This window comes from Micromonospora sp. NPDC047793 (assembly GCF_040642635.1).
GTDB lineage: Bacteria > Actinomycetota > Actinomycetes > Mycobacteriales > Micromonosporaceae > Micromonospora.
Genome location: NZ_JBEYSG010000017.1, coordinates 88,139 through 106,954, shown reverse-complemented (window position 1 = coordinate 106,954; position 18,816 = coordinate 88,139). Strand labels below are relative to the sequence as shown.

The window sequence follows — 18,816 nt, the reverse complement described above, 5'->3', positions numbered from 1 at the left end:
GACGGTCTGTGGTGCGAGGGTGGCGGGCCGACGCGAGCCGGCCCGCCGGTGGGCGGGTCAGCCGACCGCGCCCTCCATCTGCAGCTCGATCAGGCGGTTGAGCTCCAGGGCGTACTCCATCGGCAGTTCCTTGGCGATCGGCTCGATGAAGCCGCGCACGATCATCGCCATCGCCTCGTCCTCGCTCAGGCCCCGGCTCATCAGGTAGAAGAGCTGGTCCTCGCTGACCTTGGAGACGGTCGCCTCGTGCCCCATCGACACGTCGTCCTCGCGGATGTCGACGTACGGATAGGTGTCGGAGCGGGAGATGGTGTCCACCAGCAGGGCGTCGCACTTGACCGTGCTGGCGCTGCTGTGCGAGCCCTCCAGGACCTGCACCAGACCCCGGTAGGAGGTCCGGCCGCCGCCCCGGGCGATGGACTTCGACACGATCGTGCTGCTGGTGTGCGGCGCGGCGTGCACCATCTTGGCGCCGGCGTCCTGGTGCTGGCCCTCGCCGGCCATGGCCACCGAGAGCACCTCGCCCTTGGCGTGCTCGCCGGTCATGTAGACCGCCGGGTACTTCATGGTCACCTTGGAGCCGATGTTGCCGTCGATCCACTCCATGGTCGCGCCCTCGTGGCAGACCGCGCGCTTGGTGACCAGGTTGTAGACGTTGTTCGACCAGTTCTGGATGGTCGTGTAACGGCACCGGGCGTTCTTCTTGACGATGATCTCCACCACGGCGCTGTGCAGCGAGTCCGAGGAGTAGATCGGCGCGGTGCAACCCTCGACGTAGTGCACGTACGCGCCCTCGTCGACGATGATCAGCGTCCGCTCGAACTGGCCCATGTTCTCGGTGTTGATCCGGAAGTACGCCTGCAGCGGGATCTCCACGTGCACGCCCTTCGGCACGTAGATGAACGAGCCGCCGGACCACACGGAGGTGTTCAGGGCGGCGAACTTGTTGTCGCCGACCGGGATCACCGTGCCGAAGTACTCCTTGAAGACGTCCTCGTGCTCCTTGAGGGCGGTGTCGGTGTCCAGGAAGAGGACACCCTGCTCCTCCAGGTCCTCACGGATCTTGTGGTAGACCACCTCGGACTCGTACTGGGCGGCCACACCGGCGACGAGACGCTGCTTCTCCGCCTCCGGGATGCCCAGCTTGTCGTAGGTGTTCTTGATGTCCTCCGGCAGGTCCTCCCAGCTGGCGGCCTGCTTCTCGGTGGAACGCACGAAGTACTTGATGTTGTCGAAGTCGATCCCGGTGAGGTCGGCGCCCCAGGCCGGCATCGGCTTGCGCCCGAACAGCCGCAGACCCTTCAGCCGCAGGTCGAGCATCCACGCGGGCTCGTTCTTCTTGGCCGAGATGTCCCGCACCACCGCCTCGCTGAGGCCACGCTGGGCGACCGCCCCGGCGACGTCCGGGTCGGCCCAGCCGTACTCGTAGTTGCCCAGGGCGGCGAGCTGCTCCTCCTGGGTCAGGGGCTGGACGATCTGCTCGGTCATCTATCTGTCCTCACAGTGGTGACGGTCTTACCGGACTGGGCAGGCGACGAGCCCGGAATGTGCGTGGTGCACACCCCGTCGCCGTGCGCGATGGTGGCCAGGCGCTGCACGTGGGTGCCGACCAGGCGAGAGATCACCGTGGTCTCGGCCTCGCACAACGCAGGGAACTCGGCGGCCACGTGCGCCACCGGGCAGTGGTGCTGGCAGAGCTGGCCGCCGGAAGCGATCGTGGACGCACTGGCAGCGTATCCCTCGGCGGTCAACGCCGCGGCGAGTGCCTCGGCACGCGCCATCGGATCGTCCCCGGCGTCGCTCAGGGCGGCCTGACAGCGCGCCTCCAGCGCGGCCACCTGCTCGGCGGCGAAGTCCTCCACCGCGCGGGAGCCGCCGGTACGGGCGATCCACCGCAGCGCCGCGGTGGCCATGTTGTCGTAGTGGTGGGTGCCGCAGCGGCTGCGGGCGGCGTCGGTCAGCAGGAACACCTTGGCCGGGCGACCCCGCCCCCGGTGGCCGCGGACGGTCTGCTCACGGGCGACCACGTCGCCGTCGGCGAGCATCGCGTCCAGGTGCCGACGGATCGCCGCCGGGCTGAGCCCCAGCGCGTCGCCGAGTTGGGCGGCGGTGGCGGCGCGACGCTCCAGCAGCAACTGGGTGACCCGATCCCGGGTCGACAGGTCGGCGGCGGGCGCCACTTCCGAGCTGGGCGGCAGTTCCGTGGCAGGCGGCACCGGGCCACCGGCGGCCGAACCGGCCGTCGGCGGGTACCCGGGGAACCCTGCCGCCTTTTTCACAACGCCCACGTTACGTAATTCGCCAGACGCCTGCAAACGCGGGGTCCGGTGATCCGAACCACCGAGCGGGCGGAGTCACCCGATCAGCGTCAACTACGGTGCGTAGGATTCGCTCCGTGAAGCGACCCGCCCGGTTCTCGGTCTCCACCACCCTGCTGCGCCGACTCGCGTACGCCAACATCGTCGCGAACACGGTGATCGTCGTCACCGGCGGGGCGGTCCGGCTCACCGCCTCGGGACTCGGCTGCCCCACCTGGCCCCGGTGCACCGACGACTCGTACACCACCACCGCCGAGATGGGCGTGCACGGGGTGATCGAGTTCGGCAACCGGCTGCTCACCTTCGTGCTGGTGCTGATCGCGGGCGCCATGCTGCTGGCCGCGCTGGCGCACCGGCCGCGCCGCCGAGGGGTGGTGCCGCTGGCCCTGGCGGTGGTCCTCGGGATCGTGGCGCAGGCGGTGATCGGCGGGATCACCGTCCGCACCCAGTTGCACCCTTCGGTCGTCGGCATCCACTTCGTGGTCTCGATGGCGCTGCTGCTCGTCGCGTACGCCCTCTGGCGTCGGGTGACCGAGCCGGACGGGCCGAAGGTGCCGGTCGTGCCCTCCGCGCTGCGCACCCTGACCTGGCTGACCGTGATGGTCAGTGCGGCGGTGATCGTGGTCGGCGTGGCGGTCACCGGCAGCGGCCCGCACGCGGGCGACGCGAACGCCGTCCGCAACGGCCTCGATCCGCAGACCATCTCCCAGGTGCACGCCGACCTGGTCTTCCTGCTGATCGGTCTGACCGTCGGCCTCTGGCTGGCGCTCCGCGCGGTCGGCGCGCCGGCCCGCGCCGTGCGGGCGGCCGGGGTGCTGCTCGCCGTCGAACTGGCGCAGGGCGTGATCGGCATCGTGCAGTACCTGACCAACCTGCCGGTGCTGCTGGTCGGCGCGCACATGCTCGGTTCCTGCCTGGTCTGGCTGTCGACGTTGGCGGTGCTCTGGTCGACCCGGGAGCGCCGCCCGGTGGACCCGGCGCCGGACGAGAGCGCCGTCCCGGCCGCGCAGCCGGTCTCCGCGCACGCCTGAGGCGACGACCCACCGGTTCCGGCCGACAGGTCACCGGCCGGAACCCGACGATCAGCCCATCCGGGCGATGATCGCCTCCGCGAGCCGCTCGGCGGCACCCTCGGCGTGCCCGAGGAACAGCGACGGCTCGGTCAACTCCAACTCCACCAGCACCGGTGCGCCGTCCGGGCCCGGAATCAGGTCCACCCGGGCGTAGAGCAGGCGCTCCGGGCCACCGGGCACGGCCGCGAGGGTCCGCTGCGCCACCGCGAGTTCGTCGGGGCCGGCGGTACGCGGGCTGATCTCCTCGGCCCGGTACAGGCCGCCCACCCCGAGGTCGGGCCCGGCGAGCATCGGGCCCTTGCGGATGGCGTGGCTGAACGCCGGCCCGTCCGGACCGGCGAAGTAGAGCAGCGCGGTCTCGCCGGCCGAGTCCACCGCGCGCAGGTACGGCTGGATCATGGCGACCCGGCCGGCCGCGCCCAGTCGGCGCACGTGGGCCACGGCGAGGTCCCGGTGTTCCGGGTCGGCCAGGTCGTAGCGGCCGGTGTCCTGGCTGCCCGCGCTGACCGAGGGCTTGATCACGTACTCCCCCGTGTCGGCGGGCGGTCGCCACTGCTCGCCGGGGAGCACCCAGGCGGTGGGCACCGTCGGCACACCGGCGGCGGAGAGCTCGTCGAGGTAGCGCTTGTCGGTGTTCCAGCGCACCACGTCGGCCGGGTTGGCCAGCCGGGGCACCCGGGTCGCCCAGGCGACGAACTCGTCGCGGCGGGACATGTAGTCCCAGGGCGAGCGGAGCATCGCCAGGTCGTAGTCGGACCAGTCGACGGCCGGGTCGTCCCAGACGACCGGCTCGGCGGTGACCCCACGGGCGGCGAGCGGGCCGACCACGAGGCGGTCGTCCGGCTCCAGATCCGCCAGTTCGGTGCAGGTGACGAGAGCGACCCGGGGTTTCCCCCGGGTCGACTGGTGGTGGTTAGTCAATCTGTCTCTATCTCTATCTGTCTCTGGTGCGGATTGATCTAGCGGGCCATGGTGCGGCGGGCCATCGAACGCCAGAGGTCGTTGCTGGGCCGCATCTGGTCCATCAGCTCCCGCTCCCAGGCATTCTCCACGTCGACGCCGGCCGCCGCGCAGGCATCCCGGGCGACGCCGGTGTCCTCCGCGAACTGGTCGCCCCACGCACCGTCCGAACCCACCAGGACGATCCGCGCCCCACGCTTGCCGACGTACTCGATGACCGCCTTCGCCCCGCCGTGTCCGGCGGCGAACGACTTGATACCCGCGACCAGCCCGCTCGGGGCCGTGCCGGAGGCGGTCTGATCAGCCGTCAGCGTCGTATCGGAACCATCTGCCATAACGCGAAGCCTAAGCAGAGAGGCAAGCGAAAGTGCGAGAACCGGCGGGCTTTTGTGATACCGATTACCTGCTGGTTTACGACAGCACCTAGGAGTTTTGACCTAATTTATCCGGCCAAAACGCCCTAATCGACGCCGCAGATCGCCATCAATGCCCTCGCTCGCGGGCGGACGAGATTGATACCGAAGTCGCTGTCAATAGTCCGACAAAGCAGACAAATCGCATTCGCTCGCCCTTGCCCGATTGTTAGGAAGGGACCCTTCCTATACGCGAGGCGTTAGGAAGGGACCCTTCCTTGCATCAGATCAGGGCGTCGAGCGCGGCGGCGGCGAAGACGATCGTCAGGTACGTGGTGGACCAGTGGAACAGCCGCATCGGCTTGACCGGCTCGCCCCGGCTGGCCCGACCGGCCAGCTTGTGCGACTCGACCAGGAAGATCGCGCCCACCACCAGCGTCGGCACGCCGTAGATCGGGCTCAGGCCCAGCGCCCAGACGGCCAGCGAGGTGAGCACCGTGAGCCAGGCGAACAACACGATCTCGGTGTTGACCCGCCGCACCGACGCCACCACCGGCAGCATCGGGATACCCGCCCGGGCGTAGTCGTCCTTGTACTTCATGGCCAGCGGATAGAAGTGCGGCATCTGCCAGAAGAAGACCACCGCGAACAACGCCCAGGCGATCGGCGACAGCGACCCGGTGACCGCCGCCCAACCGATCAGCACCGGAGCCGCCCCGCACGCGCCGCCCCAGAAGGTGTTCGCCGTGGTGGTCCGCTTGAGCCAGAGCGTGTAGACCACGTCGTAGTAGACGATGGCCGCCAGCGTCAGCCCGGCGGCGAGCAGGTTGGTGAAGGCCGCCATCAGCGCGACCGAGACCACCGCCAGCACCAGACCGAAGACCAGCGCGTTACGCGGCGTCACCGTGTGCGCCGGCAGCGGGCGACGCTTGGTGCGCCGCATCACCTGGTCGATGTCCCGGTCGATGTAGCAGTTCAGGACGCTGGCCGCACCCGCGGCGAGCGACCCGCCGACCAGCACCACCGCGACCAGCCACAGCGACGGCATGCCGCCGTGCGCGAGCATCATCGCCGGCACCGTGGTGACCAGCAGCAGCTCCACGATCCGCGGCTTGGTCAGCGTCACGTACGCCGCCACCACCGTCCGCAGGTCACGCGAACGGACCGGCACCTCCTCCGTGACGCGCACCGGCGTCTGCCCGGCAGGGTTGCTGACGGGGCGCTCGGTGATCATGCTCACGGATTGCCACCTTCCGGCTTCGGCAGGGGAGGTCACGACGGCGGGGACCCGTCTCGGGTCCACACACCGACCCACACACTACGCGTTGTCGTTTTGGCTGCCCGGGCGACCCGGTAACGGTGCGGGCCGTCACACCCGCGACTGAACCGCCGGGCGGAACGGAAACGTACAGACCAGCATGCTGAGATCCTCGGGCGCACGTTTAGCCGCGCTCGATAGGGTCACCTGTGAGGGTTCCGCCCATCTCGCCGAGGAGCACAAACCACCGTGGCTGCCAACCGACCTGCGCACCCCGCACTTGACTGGTCCGACCTCGACCGCCGTGCCGTGGACACCGTCCGCGTCCTGGCCATGGACGCCGTGGAGAAATCCGGCAACGGCCACCCGGGCACCGCGATGAGTCTCGCCCCCGCGGCGTACCTGCTGTTCAACCGGGTGATGCGACACAATCCCGCCGACCCGAACTGGCCCGGCCGGGACCGCTTCGTGCTCTCCGCCGGTCACTCCAGCCTGACGCTCTACATCCAGCTCTTCCTCGCCGGCTACCCGCTGAGCCTGGAGGACCTCAAGTCGCTGCGGCAGTGGGGCTCGCTCACTCCGGGTCACCCCGAGCACGGGCACACCCCGGGTGTGGAGACCACCACCGGCCCGCTCGGGCAGGGCCTGGGCAACGCCGTCGGCATGGCGATGGCGGCGCGCCGGGAGCGCGGCCTGTTCGACCCGGAGGCCGAGGCGGGCGAGTCCGCCTTCGACCACCACATCTGGTGCATCGCCTCCGACGGTGACATCGAGGAGGGCATCACCCACGAGGCCAGCGCGCTCGCGGGGCACCAGCAGCTGGGCAACCTCTGCGTGATCTACGACGACAACGAGATCTCGATCGAGGACGACACCCGGATCGCGCTGAGCGAGGACGTCGCGGCCCGCTACGAGGCGTACGGCTGGCACGTGCAGACGGTCGACTGGCGCACCGGCGACGCCGACCAGGGCGACTACCACGAGAACGTCGAGGAGCTGTACCAGGCGCTGCTGGCTGCCAAGGCCGAGACCGGCCGCCCGTCGTTCGTGCGGCTGCGCACCATCATCGGTTGGCCCGCGCCGAACAAGCAGAACACCGGCAAGATCCACGGCTCGGCGTTGGGCGCCGACGAGGTGGCCGCCACCAAGGAGATCCTCGGCTTCGACCCGGCCGGATCGTTCGAGGTCACCGAGGAACTGCTCGCCCACACCCGTAAGACGCTCGCCCGCGGCGACGCCGCCCAGCAGGAATGGACCACCGCCTTCGGCACCTGGTCCGAGGCCAACCCCGAGCGCCGCGCCCTCTACGACCGGCTGGCCGGGCGGATCCTGCCCGACGGCTGGACCGAGGCGCTGCCGGAGTTTCCCGCCGACGCCAAGGGCATCGCCACCCGGGCCGCCTCCGGCAAGGTCCTCGCCGCGCTCGCGCCGGTGCTGCCCGAGCTCTGGGGCGGCTCCGCCGACCTGGCGGAGAGCAACAACACCACGATGAAGGGCGAGCCCTCCTTCGTGCCCAGCCAGTTCGCGACCAAGGAGTTCCCCGGTCACGAGTACGGCCGGACGCTGCACTTCGGCATCCGCGAGCACGCCATGGGCGCCATCCTCAACGGCATCGCCCTGCACGGCGGCACCCGCCCGTACGGCGGCACGTTCCTGGTCTTCAGCGACTACATGCGTCCCGCCGTGCGGCTGGCCGCGCTGATGAAGCTGCCGGTGGTCTACGTCTGGACGCACGACTCGATCGGTCTCGGCGAGGACGGACCGACCCACCAGCCGGTGGAGCACCTGACCGCGCTGCGGGCCATCCCCGGCCTGGACGTGGTCCGGCCGGCCGACGCCAACGAGACGGCGTGGGCCTGGCGGCAGGCCCTGGAGCACACCGACCGGCCCACCGCGCTGGCACTGAGCCGGCAGGCGCTGCCCACGCTGGACCGGACGCAGGTCGCCGGGGCCGAGGGGACCGCCAAGGGCGGCTACGTGCTGGCCGAGGCGTCCAACGGCAAGCCTCAGGTGATCATCGTCGGTACCGGTTCCGAGGTGCAGCTCTGCCTGACCGCGCGGGAGCGGCTGGAGGCCGACGGCACCCCCACCCGGGTCGTCTCGATGCCCTGCCAGGAGTGGTTCTTCGCGCAGGACGAGGCGTACCGGGAGTCGGTGCTGCCGCGCGGGGTAAAGGCCCGGGTGAGCGTGGAGGCGGGCATCGCGATGTCCTGGCGGGCCATCGTCGGTGACTGCGGCGAGAGCGTCAGCCTGGAGCACTACGGCGCGAGCGCCCCGCACTCCGTGCTCTTCGAACAGTTCGGCTTCACCCCCGACCGGATCGTCGCCGCCGCGCACGCGGCGCTGACCCGGGTCGGTGACATCACCGGTTTCACGACCGGCAACTGAGGGAGGCGCGTGAATGACGACCGACAGGCTGGGTGAGCTCTCCGCCGCGCAGGTGGCGGTGTGGCTCGACGACCTTTCCCGGGTACGACTGAGCTCCGGCGGGCTCGACCAGCTCCGCCGGGAGAAGCACGTCGTCGGGGTGACCACCAACCCGACGATCTTCGCGAAGGCGTTGAGCGACGCCGACGAGTACGACTGGCAGCTTCGTGACCTGGCCACCCGGGGCGTCGAGGTGGAAGAGGCCGTCCGCATGCTCACCACGTACGACGTGCGGTGGGCCTGCGACGTGATGCGCCCGTCGTACGACGCCAGCGGTGGCGTCGACGGCCGGGTCTCCATCGAGGTGGACCCGCGCCTGGCCCACGAGAGCGCGAAGACGGTCGCCGAGGCCAAGGCGCTGTGGTGGCTGGTCGACCGGCCCAACCTCTTCATCAAGATCCCGGCGACCGAGGCCGGCCTGCCGGCGATCACCGCCGCGCTCGCCGAGGGGATCAGCGTGAACGTGACGCTGATCTTCGGGTTGGACCGCTACTCGCAGGTGATGGAGGCGTTCCTCGCCGGTCTGGAGCAGGCGAAGGCGAACGGGCACGACCTGTCCACGATCACGTCGGTGGCCTCGTTCTTCGTCTCCCGGGTCGACAGCGAGGTGGACAAGCGGCTGGAGAAGATCGGCTCGGAGCAGGCCAAGGCCCTGCGCGGCAAGGCGGCCGTGGCCAACGCCCGACTGGCCTACGAGCGGTACGCCGAGGTCTTCTCCGGTGACCGGTGGCAGGCGCTGGCCGCCGCCGGGGCGCACCCGCAGCGTCCGCTGTGGGCTTCCACCTCGACGAAGAACCCGGACTACCGGGACGTCATCTACGTCGAGGAACTGATCGCGCCGGGCACGGTCAACACCATGCCGGAGTCGGTCGTCCACGCGTACGCCGAGCACGGGGAGACCCGGCCGGACACGGTCACCGGCGCGTACGACGACGCCCGGCAGGTCTTCGCCGACCTCGGTGAGGTCGGTGTGGACCTGGCCGACGTGATCGACACGCTGGAGCGCGAGGGCGTCGAGAAGTTCGAGACGAGCTGGAACGAACTGCTCGACGGTGTCCGCAAGTCGCTCGACGCCGCCGGGCGGGGCAGCGGCCACCCGAGCGACGCCGCCAGCGACAACGCCGACGCCGCCGTGCGCGCCGGAGGCAATGCGTGACCCTGCGACCAGAAGTCCCCCGCGCCGCCGCCCCGTCCGGGTGGCGGCGTGGGTGACCTGCTGGCCGCACCCGCCGAGTCGGCGGGAGGTCTCACCGTGCACGGCGCACGGGCCGTGGACGGCAGCACCCCGGCCTCGACCCGGCAGGCTCTGGTCGACGCCGACGTCCCGGGCCGGCTGGCCGCCCAGGACCCACCCCTGTGGGATCCCCGGGCGGCGGCCGGCCGGGGCGACGGCGGGGCCGATCTACTCCCCCGCCTCGCCGAACTGGCGGCGGAACTGGCCGACCTCGACCACGTGGTGCTGCTCGGCATGGACGGCACCGCGCTCGCGGCGCAGGCCGTCGCCCGCACCACCGGTCACCCGCTGACCGTGCTCGACACCACCGACCCCGGCCGGATCCGGGCCGCCCTGGACGACCGGCTCGCCCGCACCGTCGTGGTCCTGACCGGCGCCGCCGAGGCGACGCCGGAGGTGGACGATCTCCGACGCGCCTACCGGCAGGCGTTCCTCGACGCGGGGCTGAGCGAGGCCGAGGCGGGTCGACACGTCGTGGTGGTCACCGAGCCGGGTTCACCGCTGGCGGCAGCCGCCGCCGAGTGGGAGGCGATCACCGTGCCCGCCGACCCGCCGGTGAGCGGAGGCTCCTCGGCGCTGAGCGCGTACGGGTTGGTGCCCTGCGCGCTGGCCGGCGTCCCGGTGGCCGACCTGCTCGACCAGGCCGACACGTTCGCGGCCTCGCTGTCGCGCCCACAGGACAACCCCGCCCTGACGCTCGGTGCCGCGCTGGCCGCCGCCGCGACGACGGGGCGGGACACGGTCGCGCTGGTCGCCGACGGCACCGGCGTCGAGGGACTGGGCGACTGGGTGGAGCACCTGCTCGCCGGTGCCACCGGCAAGGACGGCCAGGGCATCCTGCCGGTGGCGGTCGGGTCCCCGGACGAACCCGGCCTGACCGGGCCGGGCGTACTCACCGTCAGCTACGGCGGCGCGCTCGCCGCTCCGGCGGTGCCGACCTCCGACGTGGCGGTCAACGGCCCCCTCGGCGCGCACTTCCTGGCCTGGGAGTACGCCGCTGCCGTCGCCGCCACCGTGCTCGGTGTCGACCCGGCCGACCGGCCCGACGCCGCCGAGTCCGCCCGGCACACCGAGGCGGCCCTGGCCGACCCGACGCCGACGCCGTCGTCCACCACCGACGCGATCCAGGTGTACGCCCCGACCGGCACCCCGGACGACCTGTCCGACGCCCTGCGCCACCTGCTCGCCGGTCTCGGCGACCACGGCTACCTGGCGGTCACCGCCTTCCTCGACCCGCACGCCGAGGCCGCCGCCGCACGGCTGCGCCCGCTGCTGGCCGCACTGACCCGACGACCGGTGACCTTCGGTTGGGGACCCCGTTACCTGCAGTCCACCGGGCAATACCACAAGGGCGGCCCGCAGGCGGGTAGCTTTCTTCAGATAACCGGTACGGTCACAGTTGATCTGCCGGTACCCGGCAAGCCGTACACCTTCGGGGAACGACAGGCGGCGCAGGCCGCCGGCGACCGGCGCGCCCTGGCCGGTCGTGGACGCCCGCTACTGCACCTGCACCTGACCGAGCGGTCGGCGGGCCTGACCCGGTTGATCGACGCGGTCGGGTCGCTGCGGGCATGACGATGGACGACGTGGACGAGCGGAGCGAGGAGGCGGCGTGAACCCGCTGCGCGACCCGCAGGACCGGCGGCTGCCGCGGATCCCGGAGCCCTGCGCTCTGGTGATCTTCGGAGTCACCGGTGACCTGGCCCAGAAGAAGCTGCTGCCCGCGGTCTACGACCTCGCCAACCGGGGGCTGCTGCCGCCCGGTTTCGTGGTCGTCGGCTTCGCCCGGCGGGACTGGCGCGACGGCGACTTCGCCTCGCTGGCCCGCGAGGCGGCCAAGGCACACTCCCGCACCCCGTGGCGGGAGGAGGTCTGGTCCCGGCTGGAGCACAACATCAAGTTCGTCGGCGGCTCGTTCGACGACGACACCGCGTTCGACAACCTCGCCTCCTGCCTGGAGGGGCTGCGCGACAGCCACGGCATCCACGGCAACGCGGCGTTCTACTTCTCCATCCCCCCGGCGGCCTTCCCGGTGGTGCTCAAGCAACTCGCCCGCACCGGCATGGCCGACAACGAGAAGTGCGGCGGCTGGCGGCGGGTCGTGGTGGAGAAGCCGTTCGGGCACGACCTGCCCTCGGCCAAGGCGCTCAACGACCTGGTCGACGACGTGTTCACCCGCAAGGACGTCTTCCGCATCGACCACTACCTGGGCAAGGAGACGGTCCAGAACATCCTCGCGCTGCGGTTCGCGAACAGCCTCTTCGAGCCACTGTGGAACTCGCAGTACGTCGACTCGGTGCAGATCACCATGGCCGAGGACGTCGGCATCGGCTCCCGGGCAGGCTTCTACGACTCCGTCGGCACCGCCCGCGACGTGCTGCAGAACCACCTGCTGCAACTGCTCGCCCTGGTCGCGATGGAGGAGCCGACCAGCTTCGACGCCGACGAGATCCGGGCCGAGAAGCTCAAGGTGCTCAAGGCGATCACCCTGCCGCACGACGTCGCCGACGGCACCGTACGCGGGCAGTACCTGCCCGGCTGGGTCGGCGGCCAGCGGGCCAAGGGATACCTGGAGGAGGACGGCGTCCCGCAGACGTCGACCACCGAGACGTACGTCGCGGTGCGGCTGGGCATCCAGAACCGCCGCTGGGCCGAGGTGCCGTTCTACATCCGGGCCGGCAAGCGGCTGCCCCGACGGGTCACCGAGGTCGCGGTGATGTTCAAGCGGGCCCCGCACCTGCCGTTCACCGCGGCCGACATGGAGATGCTCGGCAACAACCAGCTCGTCATCCGGGTCCAACCGGACGAGGGCGTGGTGCTCAAGTTCGGCTCCAAGGTGCCGGGGACCACCATGGAGGTCCGCGACATCGCGATGGACTTCCAGTACGGCGAGGCGTTCACCGAGTCCAGCCCGGAGGCGTACGAGCGTCTGGTCCTGGACGTGCTGATCGGCGACCGCACGCTCTTCCCGGACGCCGCCGAGGTGGAACAGAGCTGGGCCGTGGTGGACCCGCTGGTGGCCGCCTGGGAGGGCAGCAAGCCCGAGCCGTACCGGTCCGGTGAGTGGGGTCCCCGGGCCTCCGACGAGATGCTGGCCCGCGAAGGCCGCGCCTGGCGGCGGGCGTGACCGGGCACCGCGAGCGAACCTGGAGGCTCCGTTGATCGGATTGTGGGACACCACCGGCAACGAGGTGGTGAAGGCGCTCGCCGCCGAACGACGCAGTGCCGGTGGCGTGGCCAGCGGCATGGCCCTGACCCTGATCGTGGTGGTGGACGAGAAGCGGGTCCGCGAGGCCGAGGCGGCGGCCACCATCGCCGCCGCCGCGCACCCGTGCCGGCTGCTCGTGGTGGTCCGCTCCGACGTCGACCGGGACCGCAACCGCCTCGACGCGGAGATCGTCGTCGGTGGCCGGTTGGGCCCGTGCGAGGCCGTGGTGATGCGGATGTACGGCCGCCTCGCGCTGCACGCCGAGTCCGTCGTGATGCCGCTGCTGGTGCCGGACGTACCGGTGGTCACCTGGTGGCACGGCGAGCCGCCGGACGAGATCGCCACCGACTTCCTCGGTGTGGTCGCCGACCGGCGGATCACCGACTCCGCCCAGGCCGCCGACCCGATCGAGGCGCTGCGGCTGCGGGCGCGCGACTACGCCCCCGGCGACACCGACCTCGCCTGGACCCGGATCACCCCGTGGCGCACCCTGGTCGCCGGCGCCTTCGACACCACCGAGGCGCAGCTCACCGAGGCGGCGGTGGTCGCACCGCCGACCGACCCGACGGCCGCGCTGATGCGGGGCTGGCTCCGCAGCCGACTCGGCATCAAGCCGCGCTGGGAGCGGACCAAGGAGTTCCCCCGGATGCGCGAGGTGCAGCTGCGCTGCGCCAACGGCGACGAGCTGACGCTGACCCGGGACGACAGCATGGCCGTCTTCCGGCGGACCGGCCAGGAGGACCGGGTGCTGCCGCTGGTGCGTCGGCCGCTCGGCGACGAACTGGCCGAGGAGTTGCGCCGGCTCGGCTCCGACCAGGTGTACGCCGAGGCGCTCGGCGCCTTCGCCGGGCTGACCAACCTGGACCGGCGCTCCGGCCAACGCGTGCACGTCTGGAAGGACCCGAGCACCGCACGGCGGGCCGAGGCGGGCGTCACCGCGCACAGCTCCACCAGCACCGATTCCTGACCGTCCGGACCGGATACCCCACCACGACACCGACCGCCGTGCGGTCGCGGAAGGACAGCATGACTGAGGCGAGTGTCGCCGTACACGCCGACGCGGATCTGCTGGCGCAGGCCGTCGCGGCACGGTTGGTGGTGAAGCTGCTCGACGCGCAGGCCGAACGGGGCCAGGCGGCGGTGGTGCTCACCGGCGGGCGGATCGCGGCGGCGGTCTACCGGGCGGTCGGCGCCCTGCCGGCCAAGGACGCGGTGGACTGGTCCCGGGTGGACTTCTGGTGGGGCGACGAACGGTTCCTGCCGGCCGGCGACCCGGACCGCAACGAGACGCAGGCCCGCGCGGCCCTCCTCGACGCGCTGCCTCTCGACCCGGACCGGATCCACCCGATGCCGTCGTCGGACGCGGGCGCCGACCCGGAGGAGGCCGCCGCCCGCTACGCGGCCGAGCTGGCCCGGGCCGCCCGGCCCGGCACCGCCGCCCTGCCCCACTTCGACGTGCTGATGCTCGGCGTGGGCGAGGACGGGCACGTCGCCTCGGTCTTCCCCGAGCACCCGGTGCACTACGAGAGCCGTCCGGTCAGCGCGGTGCGGGGCAGCCCCAAGCCGCCGCCGGTGCGGACCACCCTGACCCTGCCGACCATCAACACCGCCGAAGAGGTGTGGCTGGTGGCCGGTGGCTCCGACAAGGCCCAGGCGGTCGGCATGGCGCTGGCCGGTGCCGGGCCGGTGCAGGTGCCGGCGGCCGGTGTCCAGGGCACCAGCCGCACCCTCTGGCTGCTGGACCGCGCCGCCGCCGCCGATCTCCCCGCCCGCTTCCGCAGCCTGCGCTGACGCGTGCAAGGAAGGGTCCCCTGCTAACGCCTCGTGCATAGCAGGGGACCCTTCCTCACGTCCGGCGGCGAGACGGCCGGACGGCGCGCAGCGAGGATGCGGTTCAGCGGCCCCGTCGGCGGCGCAGGGCCGCGAGGGCCTCGGCGAGGATCGCCTCCCCCTCCGCCTCGGTACGCCGCTCCTTCACGTACGCCAGGTGGCTCTTGTAGGGCTCGGCGCGTACCCGGCCGGGCGGGTCGTGGGCGTCCGTCCCCGCCGGCAACCCGCAGCGCGGGCAGTCCCAGGTCGGCGGCGCCTGCACCTCGGCCACGAGACGGATGTCGGTGCGGTGCCCGTTACGGCACCAGTAGCTCACCGACCGGCACGGGACCGGCTGATGGCGTTCGGAATGGCGTGGGGGCGCGGACCCGACCCGGGCGCCCCGGATGACATGGCCGTTCGACACGGCGCTCGCTCCTGTCGTCGGAGGGGACCGCCGTCGAGGGGTGGACGGCGGGCGACGCGGTGCAGCGGGTGTAACGGACTGCGCGCGGCCCGTCGAGTGACGGACCGCGCGCAGATTGTACGACTGGAGAGGCGGCTCAGACCCCCGTGCCGACTTCGAGCCGGAGCCAGAGCCCGAGCCCGACGATGCAGGCGAACCAGACGATGCCCACCAGGACGGTGTAGCGATCGAGGTTCTTCTCCGCCACCGACGACCCGGCCAGGCTGGAACTGACCCCACCGCCGAACATGCTGGACATCCCACCGCCCTTGCCCCGGTGCAGCAGAATCAGCAGGACGAGCAGAACGCTCGTGATGACCAGCAACACGATCAACGTGTAGGCGAACCAGATCGGCATGGCGGGGGTCAGTCCTCTCGTTACGATCCTCGCCCGGACAGGTCGGGCACGGCGGCACCGACCGGCGGACGGGCGGAGTCAAGGATAGCGAGCGATCAGCCGGTGATGTGCTCCGGGAACCGGCAGATCTTCGCGAACTCCTCGGCGTCCAGGCTGGCGCCACCCACCAGGGCACCGTCCACGTCCGGCTGCGCCATGATCGCGGCCACGTTCGACGACTTCACCGAGCCGCCGTAGAGGACCCTGACCTGGTCCGCGGTGGCCTGGTCGAAGGTCTCGGCGAGCCGGGACCGCACCGCGCCGCACACCTCCTGGGCATCCTCGGGGGTCGCCGTCTTGCCGGTGCCGATCGCCCAGACCGGCTCGTACGCGACGACGACCTTGGTGACCTGCTCGGCGGTGAGCCCCTTCAGGGCCGCGTCGAGCTGGTCGGCGCAGTGCGCCACGTGCCCGCCCTGCTCGCGGACGTCCAGCCCCTCCCCCACGCAGAGGATCGGCGTGAGCCCGTTGGCCAGCGCGGCCTGCACCTTGGCGTTGACCAGCGCGTCGTCCTCGTCGTGGTAGGCACGCCGCTCGGAGTGCCCGATCGCCACGTAGGTGCAGCCCAGCTTCGCCAGCATCGACCCGGCGATCTCACCGGTGTACGCGCCGGAGGCGTGCGCCGAGAGATCCTGCGCGCCGTAGCCGATGAGCAGCTTGTCGCCCTCCACCACGGTCTGCACCGTGCGCAAATCGGTGAAGGGCGGCAGGACCACCGTCTCCACGTCGGTCAACTGCTTCTCATTGAGGCTGGCCGCCAGCTTCTGCACCAGCAGGTTCGCCTCAAGGTGGTTGAGGTTCATCTTCCAGTTGCCGGCCATCAGCGGCCGGCGGGGAGCACTTGCCATCAGTCAGTTCTCCAGGGCCGCGATGCCGGGGAGGGTCTTGCCCTCCAGGTACTCCAGGGAGGCGCCGCCGCCGGTGGAGATGTGGCCGAAGGACTTCTCGTCCAGGCCGAGCGACCGCACCGCCGCCGCCGAGTCACCGCCACCGACCACGCTGAACGCCTCGGACTCGGCGATCGCCTCGGCGACCCCCCGGGTGCCGCCCGCGAACGCGGCCATCTCGAACACGCCCATCGGGCCGTTCCAGAAGATCGTCCGGGCACCGGTACGCAGCGCCGCGGCGAAGCCGGCCACGGTCTCCGGACCGATGTCGAGCCCGACCCGGTGGCTGGGGATGCCGTCGGCCGGCACCACGTCGTGCGCGGCGTCCGGGGCGAAGGCGTCCGCGGCCACCACGTCGACCGGGAGCATGATCTTGCCCTCGCCGCGCTCCAGCAGGTTGCGGCAGGTGTCGACCATGTCCTTCTCGAGCAGCGAGGTGCCCACCTCGTGACCCTGCGCCTTGAGGAACGTGAAGCACATGCCGCCACCGATGAGCAGCCGGTCCACGGTCGGCAGCAGCGCCTCGATCACGGCGAGCTTGTCGGAGACCTTGGAACCGCCCAGCACCACCACGTACGGCCGCTCCGGCGACCCGGTGAGCGTGGAGAGCACCTCCACCTCGCGTAGCACCAGGCGACCCGCGACGTGCGGCAGCCGCGCCGGTACGTCATACACGCTGGCGTGCTTGCGGTGCACCGCACCGAAGGCGTCGTCGACGTACGCGTCGCCCAACGCGGCGAGCTGGTCGGCGAAGGCACCGCGCTCGGCGTCGTCCTTGCTGGTCTCACCCTTGTTGAAGCGCAGGTTCTCCAGCAGCGCGACCTCGCCGTCGGCGAGCGCCGCCACGGTGGCCTGGGCCGACTCGCCGACCGTGTCGGCGGCGAAGTGCACCGGCGCGCCGAGCAGCTCACCGAGCCGGCCGGCGACCGGGGTGAGGCTGAACTGCGGGTCCGGTGCGCCCTTCGGCCGACCCAGGTGCGAGCAGACGACCACCTTCGCGCCGGCGGAGACCAGCGCGCCCAGCGTCGGCAGCACCGCCCGGATCCGACCGTCGTCGGTGATCTCACCGGTCTGCTTGTCGAGCGGGACGTTCAGGTCGGCGCGCACCAGCACGCGCCGACCCGACACCCCCTCGGCGAGCAGGTCGTCGAGGTTGCGGATGGTCGCACTCACAGCGACTTGCCGACCAGCTTGACCAGGTCGACCAGACGGTTCGAGTAGCCCCACTCGTTGTCGTACCAGCCGACGACCTTGACCTGGTTGCCGATCACCTTGGTCAGCGGCGCGTCGAAGATGCAGGACGCCGGGTCGGTGACGATGTCGGCCGACACGATCGGGTCCTCGTTGTAGACCAGGATGCCCTTGAGCGGACCCTCGGCAGCGGCCTTCAGCGCGGCGTTGACCTCGTCCACCGTGGTCTCCCGACCGACGGTCACGGTGAGGTCGGTGGCCGAGCCGGTGGGGATCGGCACCCGCAGCGCGTACCCGTCCAGCTTGCCCTTGAGCTCCGGCAGCACCAGGCCGATCGCCTTCGCGGCACCGGTCGAGGTCGGCACGATGTTCAGCGCGGCGGCCCGGGCCCGACGCAGGTCGGAGTGGGGCGCGTCCTGCAGGTTCTGGTCCTGGGTGTACGCGTGGATCGTGGTCATCAGACCCTGCTCGATGCCGAACGTGTCGTGCAGCACCTTCGCCATCGGCGCGAGGCAGTTCGTGGTGCAGGAGGCGTTCGAGATGATGGTGTGCTTGGCCGGGTCGTACTGGTCCTGGTTGACACCCATCACCACGGTGACGTCTTCGTTCTTGGCCGGCGCCGAGATGATGACCTTCTTGGCCCCACCGTCGACGTGCGCCTTCGCCTTGGTGGCGTCGGTGAAGAAGCCGGTCGACTCGATGACGACGTCGACGTTCAGGTCGCCCCACGGCAGCGCGGCCGGGTCACGCTCGGCGTACGCCTTGATGGTCTTGCCGCCGACGGTGATCTCGTCAGCGGTGGCCTTGACCTCGTGCGGGAGGCGACCCAGAATGCTGTCGTACTTGAGCAGGTGAGCGAGCGTCGCGTTGTCGGTCAGGTCGTTGACGGCCACGACCTCGACGTCAGCGCCGGACGCCAGCACTGCCCGGAAGAAGTTACGGCCGATCCGGCCGAAGCCGTTGATGCCAACCCGGATGGTCACAGGTCCCATCTCCTCGCGTTCTGGTTCGCCGGCGTGGAGACCCTCGGCCGGCGAAGTGATGTGCGCCGACCGTTGGAGCCGGCCGTTGACGGTTCATCTCGGCCACCCCGCCGCGGTCCGAGGGACCTGACCGCCCCGAGGCGGTGGGTTCGGCGGGGAGCGCCGGTGCCGGCCCCCTTGCCGTACGCAGCGACCATATCCGAGCGCGGCGAGCCGTGCCGCGCCGGGTGGTTGCCCTCACCCGCACCGCCG

Annotated in this window: 17 protein-coding genes; 7 read left to right on the top strand and 10 right to left on the bottom strand. The window is 71.3% G+C overall.

Features of this window, described 5'->3' with window-relative positions:
• Positions 1 to 57: 57 nt before the first annotated feature.
• Both sufB and ABZ738_RS26420 read right to left on the bottom strand, forming a co-directional pair.
• On the bottom strand, positions 58 to 1,488 hold the full coding sequence (sufB, locus tag ABZ738_RS26425) for a Fe-S cluster assembly protein SufB (protein WP_117227176.1): 1,431 nt from the start codon (positions 1,486 to 1,488) through the stop codon (positions 58 to 60).
• Complete coding sequence (locus ABZ738_RS26420) at positions 1,485 to 2,216, bottom strand: HTH domain-containing protein (RefSeq protein ID WP_131054277.1); 732 nt, start codon at positions 2,214 to 2,216, stop codon at positions 1,485 to 1,487. Before ABZ738_RS26420 ends, sufB begins: the two co-directional genes overlap by 4 nt.
• A 161-nt stretch (positions 2,217 to 2,377) precedes the next feature.
• Between ABZ738_RS26420 and ABZ738_RS26415 the strand changes: the two genes are divergently transcribed.
• Entirely contained in the window at positions 2,378 to 3,349 is a 972-nt protein-coding gene (locus tag ABZ738_RS26415) for a COX15/CtaA family protein (protein ID WP_357217398.1), read from the top strand.
• Positions 3,350 to 3,400: 51 nt separating this feature from the next.
• Here ABZ738_RS26415 and ABZ738_RS26410 read toward each other — a convergent pair whose 3' ends face one another.
• From ABZ738_RS26410 to ABZ738_RS26400, 3 genes are all read right to left on the bottom strand, one after another.
• Positions 3,401 to 4,312, bottom strand: a complete 912-nt coding sequence (locus tag ABZ738_RS26410) for a hypothetical protein (RefSeq protein ID WP_131054969.1) — start codon at positions 4,310 to 4,312, stop codon at positions 3,401 to 3,403.
• Positions 4,313 to 4,350: 38 nt separating this feature from the next.
• On the bottom strand, positions 4,351 to 4,686 hold the full coding sequence (locus ABZ738_RS26405) for a hypothetical protein (protein ID WP_131054970.1): 336 nt from the start codon (positions 4,684 to 4,686) through the stop codon (positions 4,351 to 4,353).
• Between the two features lie 301 nt (positions 4,687 to 4,987).
• Entirely contained in the window at positions 4,988 to 5,944 is a 957-nt protein-coding gene (locus ABZ738_RS26400) for a heme o synthase (RefSeq protein ID WP_131054971.1), read from the bottom strand.
• 267 nt (positions 5,945 to 6,211) lie between these two features.
• Here ABZ738_RS26400 and tkt point away from each other — a divergent pair, with 267 nt between their 5' ends.
• The 6 genes from tkt to pgl are packed head-to-tail and all read left to right on the top strand — an operon-like array spanning position 6,212 to position 14,622.
• Positions 6,212 to 8,350, top strand: coding sequence for a transketolase (gene tkt / locus ABZ738_RS26395; protein WP_131054972.1), 2,139 nt, complete (start codon positions 6,212 to 6,214; stop codon positions 8,348 to 8,350).
• Between the two features lie 13 nt (positions 8,351 to 8,363).
• Positions 8,364 to 9,545, top strand: a complete 1,182-nt coding sequence (gene tal, locus ABZ738_RS26390; RefSeq protein WP_131054973.1) for a transaldolase — start codon at positions 8,364 to 8,366, stop codon at positions 9,543 to 9,545.
• Positions 9,546 to 9,593: 48 nt separating this feature from the next.
• The gene (locus tag ABZ738_RS26385) at positions 9,594 to 11,198 is read left to right on the top strand and encodes a glucose-6-phosphate isomerase (RefSeq protein ID WP_176094636.1); all 1,605 of its coding nucleotides are present in this window, start codon (positions 9,594 to 9,596) and stop codon (positions 11,196 to 11,198) included.
• Between the two features lie 37 nt (positions 11,199 to 11,235).
• The gene (gene zwf / locus ABZ738_RS26380) at positions 11,236 to 12,750 is read left to right on the top strand and encodes a glucose-6-phosphate dehydrogenase (RefSeq protein ID WP_131052171.1); all 1,515 of its coding nucleotides are present in this window, start codon (positions 11,236 to 11,238) and stop codon (positions 12,748 to 12,750) included.
• A gap of 31 nt (positions 12,751 to 12,781) precedes the next feature.
• On the top strand, positions 12,782 to 13,798 hold the full coding sequence (locus ABZ738_RS26375) for a glucose-6-phosphate dehydrogenase assembly protein OpcA (RefSeq protein WP_131052172.1): 1,017 nt from the start codon (positions 12,782 to 12,784) through the stop codon (positions 13,796 to 13,798).
• Between the two features lie 59 nt (positions 13,799 to 13,857).
• On the top strand, positions 13,858 to 14,622 hold the full coding sequence (gene pgl / locus ABZ738_RS26370) for a 6-phosphogluconolactonase (RefSeq protein ID WP_131052173.1): 765 nt from the start codon (positions 13,858 to 13,860) through the stop codon (positions 14,620 to 14,622).
• 103 nt (positions 14,623 to 14,725) lie between these two features.
• On the opposite strand, the gene ABZ738_RS26365 is transcribed toward pgl, so the two are convergent.
• The 5 genes from ABZ738_RS26365 to gap form a co-directional block, all read right to left on the bottom strand.
• Positions 14,726 to 15,067, bottom strand: a complete 342-nt coding sequence (locus tag ABZ738_RS26365) for an RNA polymerase-binding protein RbpA (RefSeq protein ID WP_357217387.1) — start codon at positions 15,065 to 15,067, stop codon at positions 14,726 to 14,728.
• 136 nt (positions 15,068 to 15,203) lie between these two features.
• On the bottom strand, positions 15,204 to 15,464 hold the full coding sequence (secG, locus tag ABZ738_RS26360) for a preprotein translocase subunit SecG (protein ID WP_131052175.1): 261 nt from the start codon (positions 15,462 to 15,464) through the stop codon (positions 15,204 to 15,206).
• A gap of 95 nt (positions 15,465 to 15,559) precedes the next feature.
• Positions 15,560 to 16,351 (bottom strand): triose-phosphate isomerase, encoded by a 792-nt coding sequence (gene tpiA / locus ABZ738_RS26355; protein ID WP_176094637.1) that lies wholly within the window; start codon positions 16,349 to 16,351, stop codon positions 15,560 to 15,562.
• Between the two features lie 3 nt (positions 16,352 to 16,354).
• A complete protein-coding gene (locus tag ABZ738_RS26350) occupies positions 16,355 to 17,563 on the bottom strand; it encodes a phosphoglycerate kinase (RefSeq protein ID WP_217706037.1) in 1,209 nt (402 codons plus the stop codon).
• Positions 17,560 to 18,564 carry a type I glyceraldehyde-3-phosphate dehydrogenase gene (gap, locus tag ABZ738_RS26345; RefSeq protein ID WP_131052177.1) on the bottom strand — a complete coding sequence of 335 codons (1,005 nt, stop codon included), beginning with the start codon at positions 18,562 to 18,564 and terminating at the stop codon, positions 17,560 to 17,562. Before gap ends, ABZ738_RS26350 begins: the two co-directional genes overlap by 4 nt.
• Positions 18,565 to 18,816: the final 252 nt, after the last annotated feature.

Bases quoted from the DNA above. Each gene is read 5' to 3' on its own strand.
- sufB (WP_117227176.1), bottom strand. From the start codon at position 1,488: ATGACCGAGCAGATCGTCCAGCCCCTGACCCAGGAGGAGCAGCTCGCC.
- ABZ738_RS26405 (WP_131054970.1), bottom strand. From the start codon at position 4,686: ATGGCAGATGGTTCCGATACGACGCTGACGGCTGATCAGACCGCCTCC.
- tal (WP_131054973.1), top strand. From the start codon at position 8,364: ATGACGACCGACAGGCTGGGTGAGCTCTCCGCCGCGCAGGTGGCGGTG.
- pgl (WP_131052173.1), top strand. From the start codon at position 13,858: ATGACTGAGGCGAGTGTCGCCGTACACGCCGACGCGGATCTGCTGGCG.
- secG (WP_131052175.1), bottom strand. From the start codon at position 15,464: ATGCCGATCTGGTTCGCCTACACGTTGATCGTGTTGCTGGTCATCACG.
- tpiA (WP_176094637.1), bottom strand. From the start codon at position 16,351: ATGGCAAGTGCTCCCCGCCGGCCGCTGATGGCCGGCAACTGGAAGATG.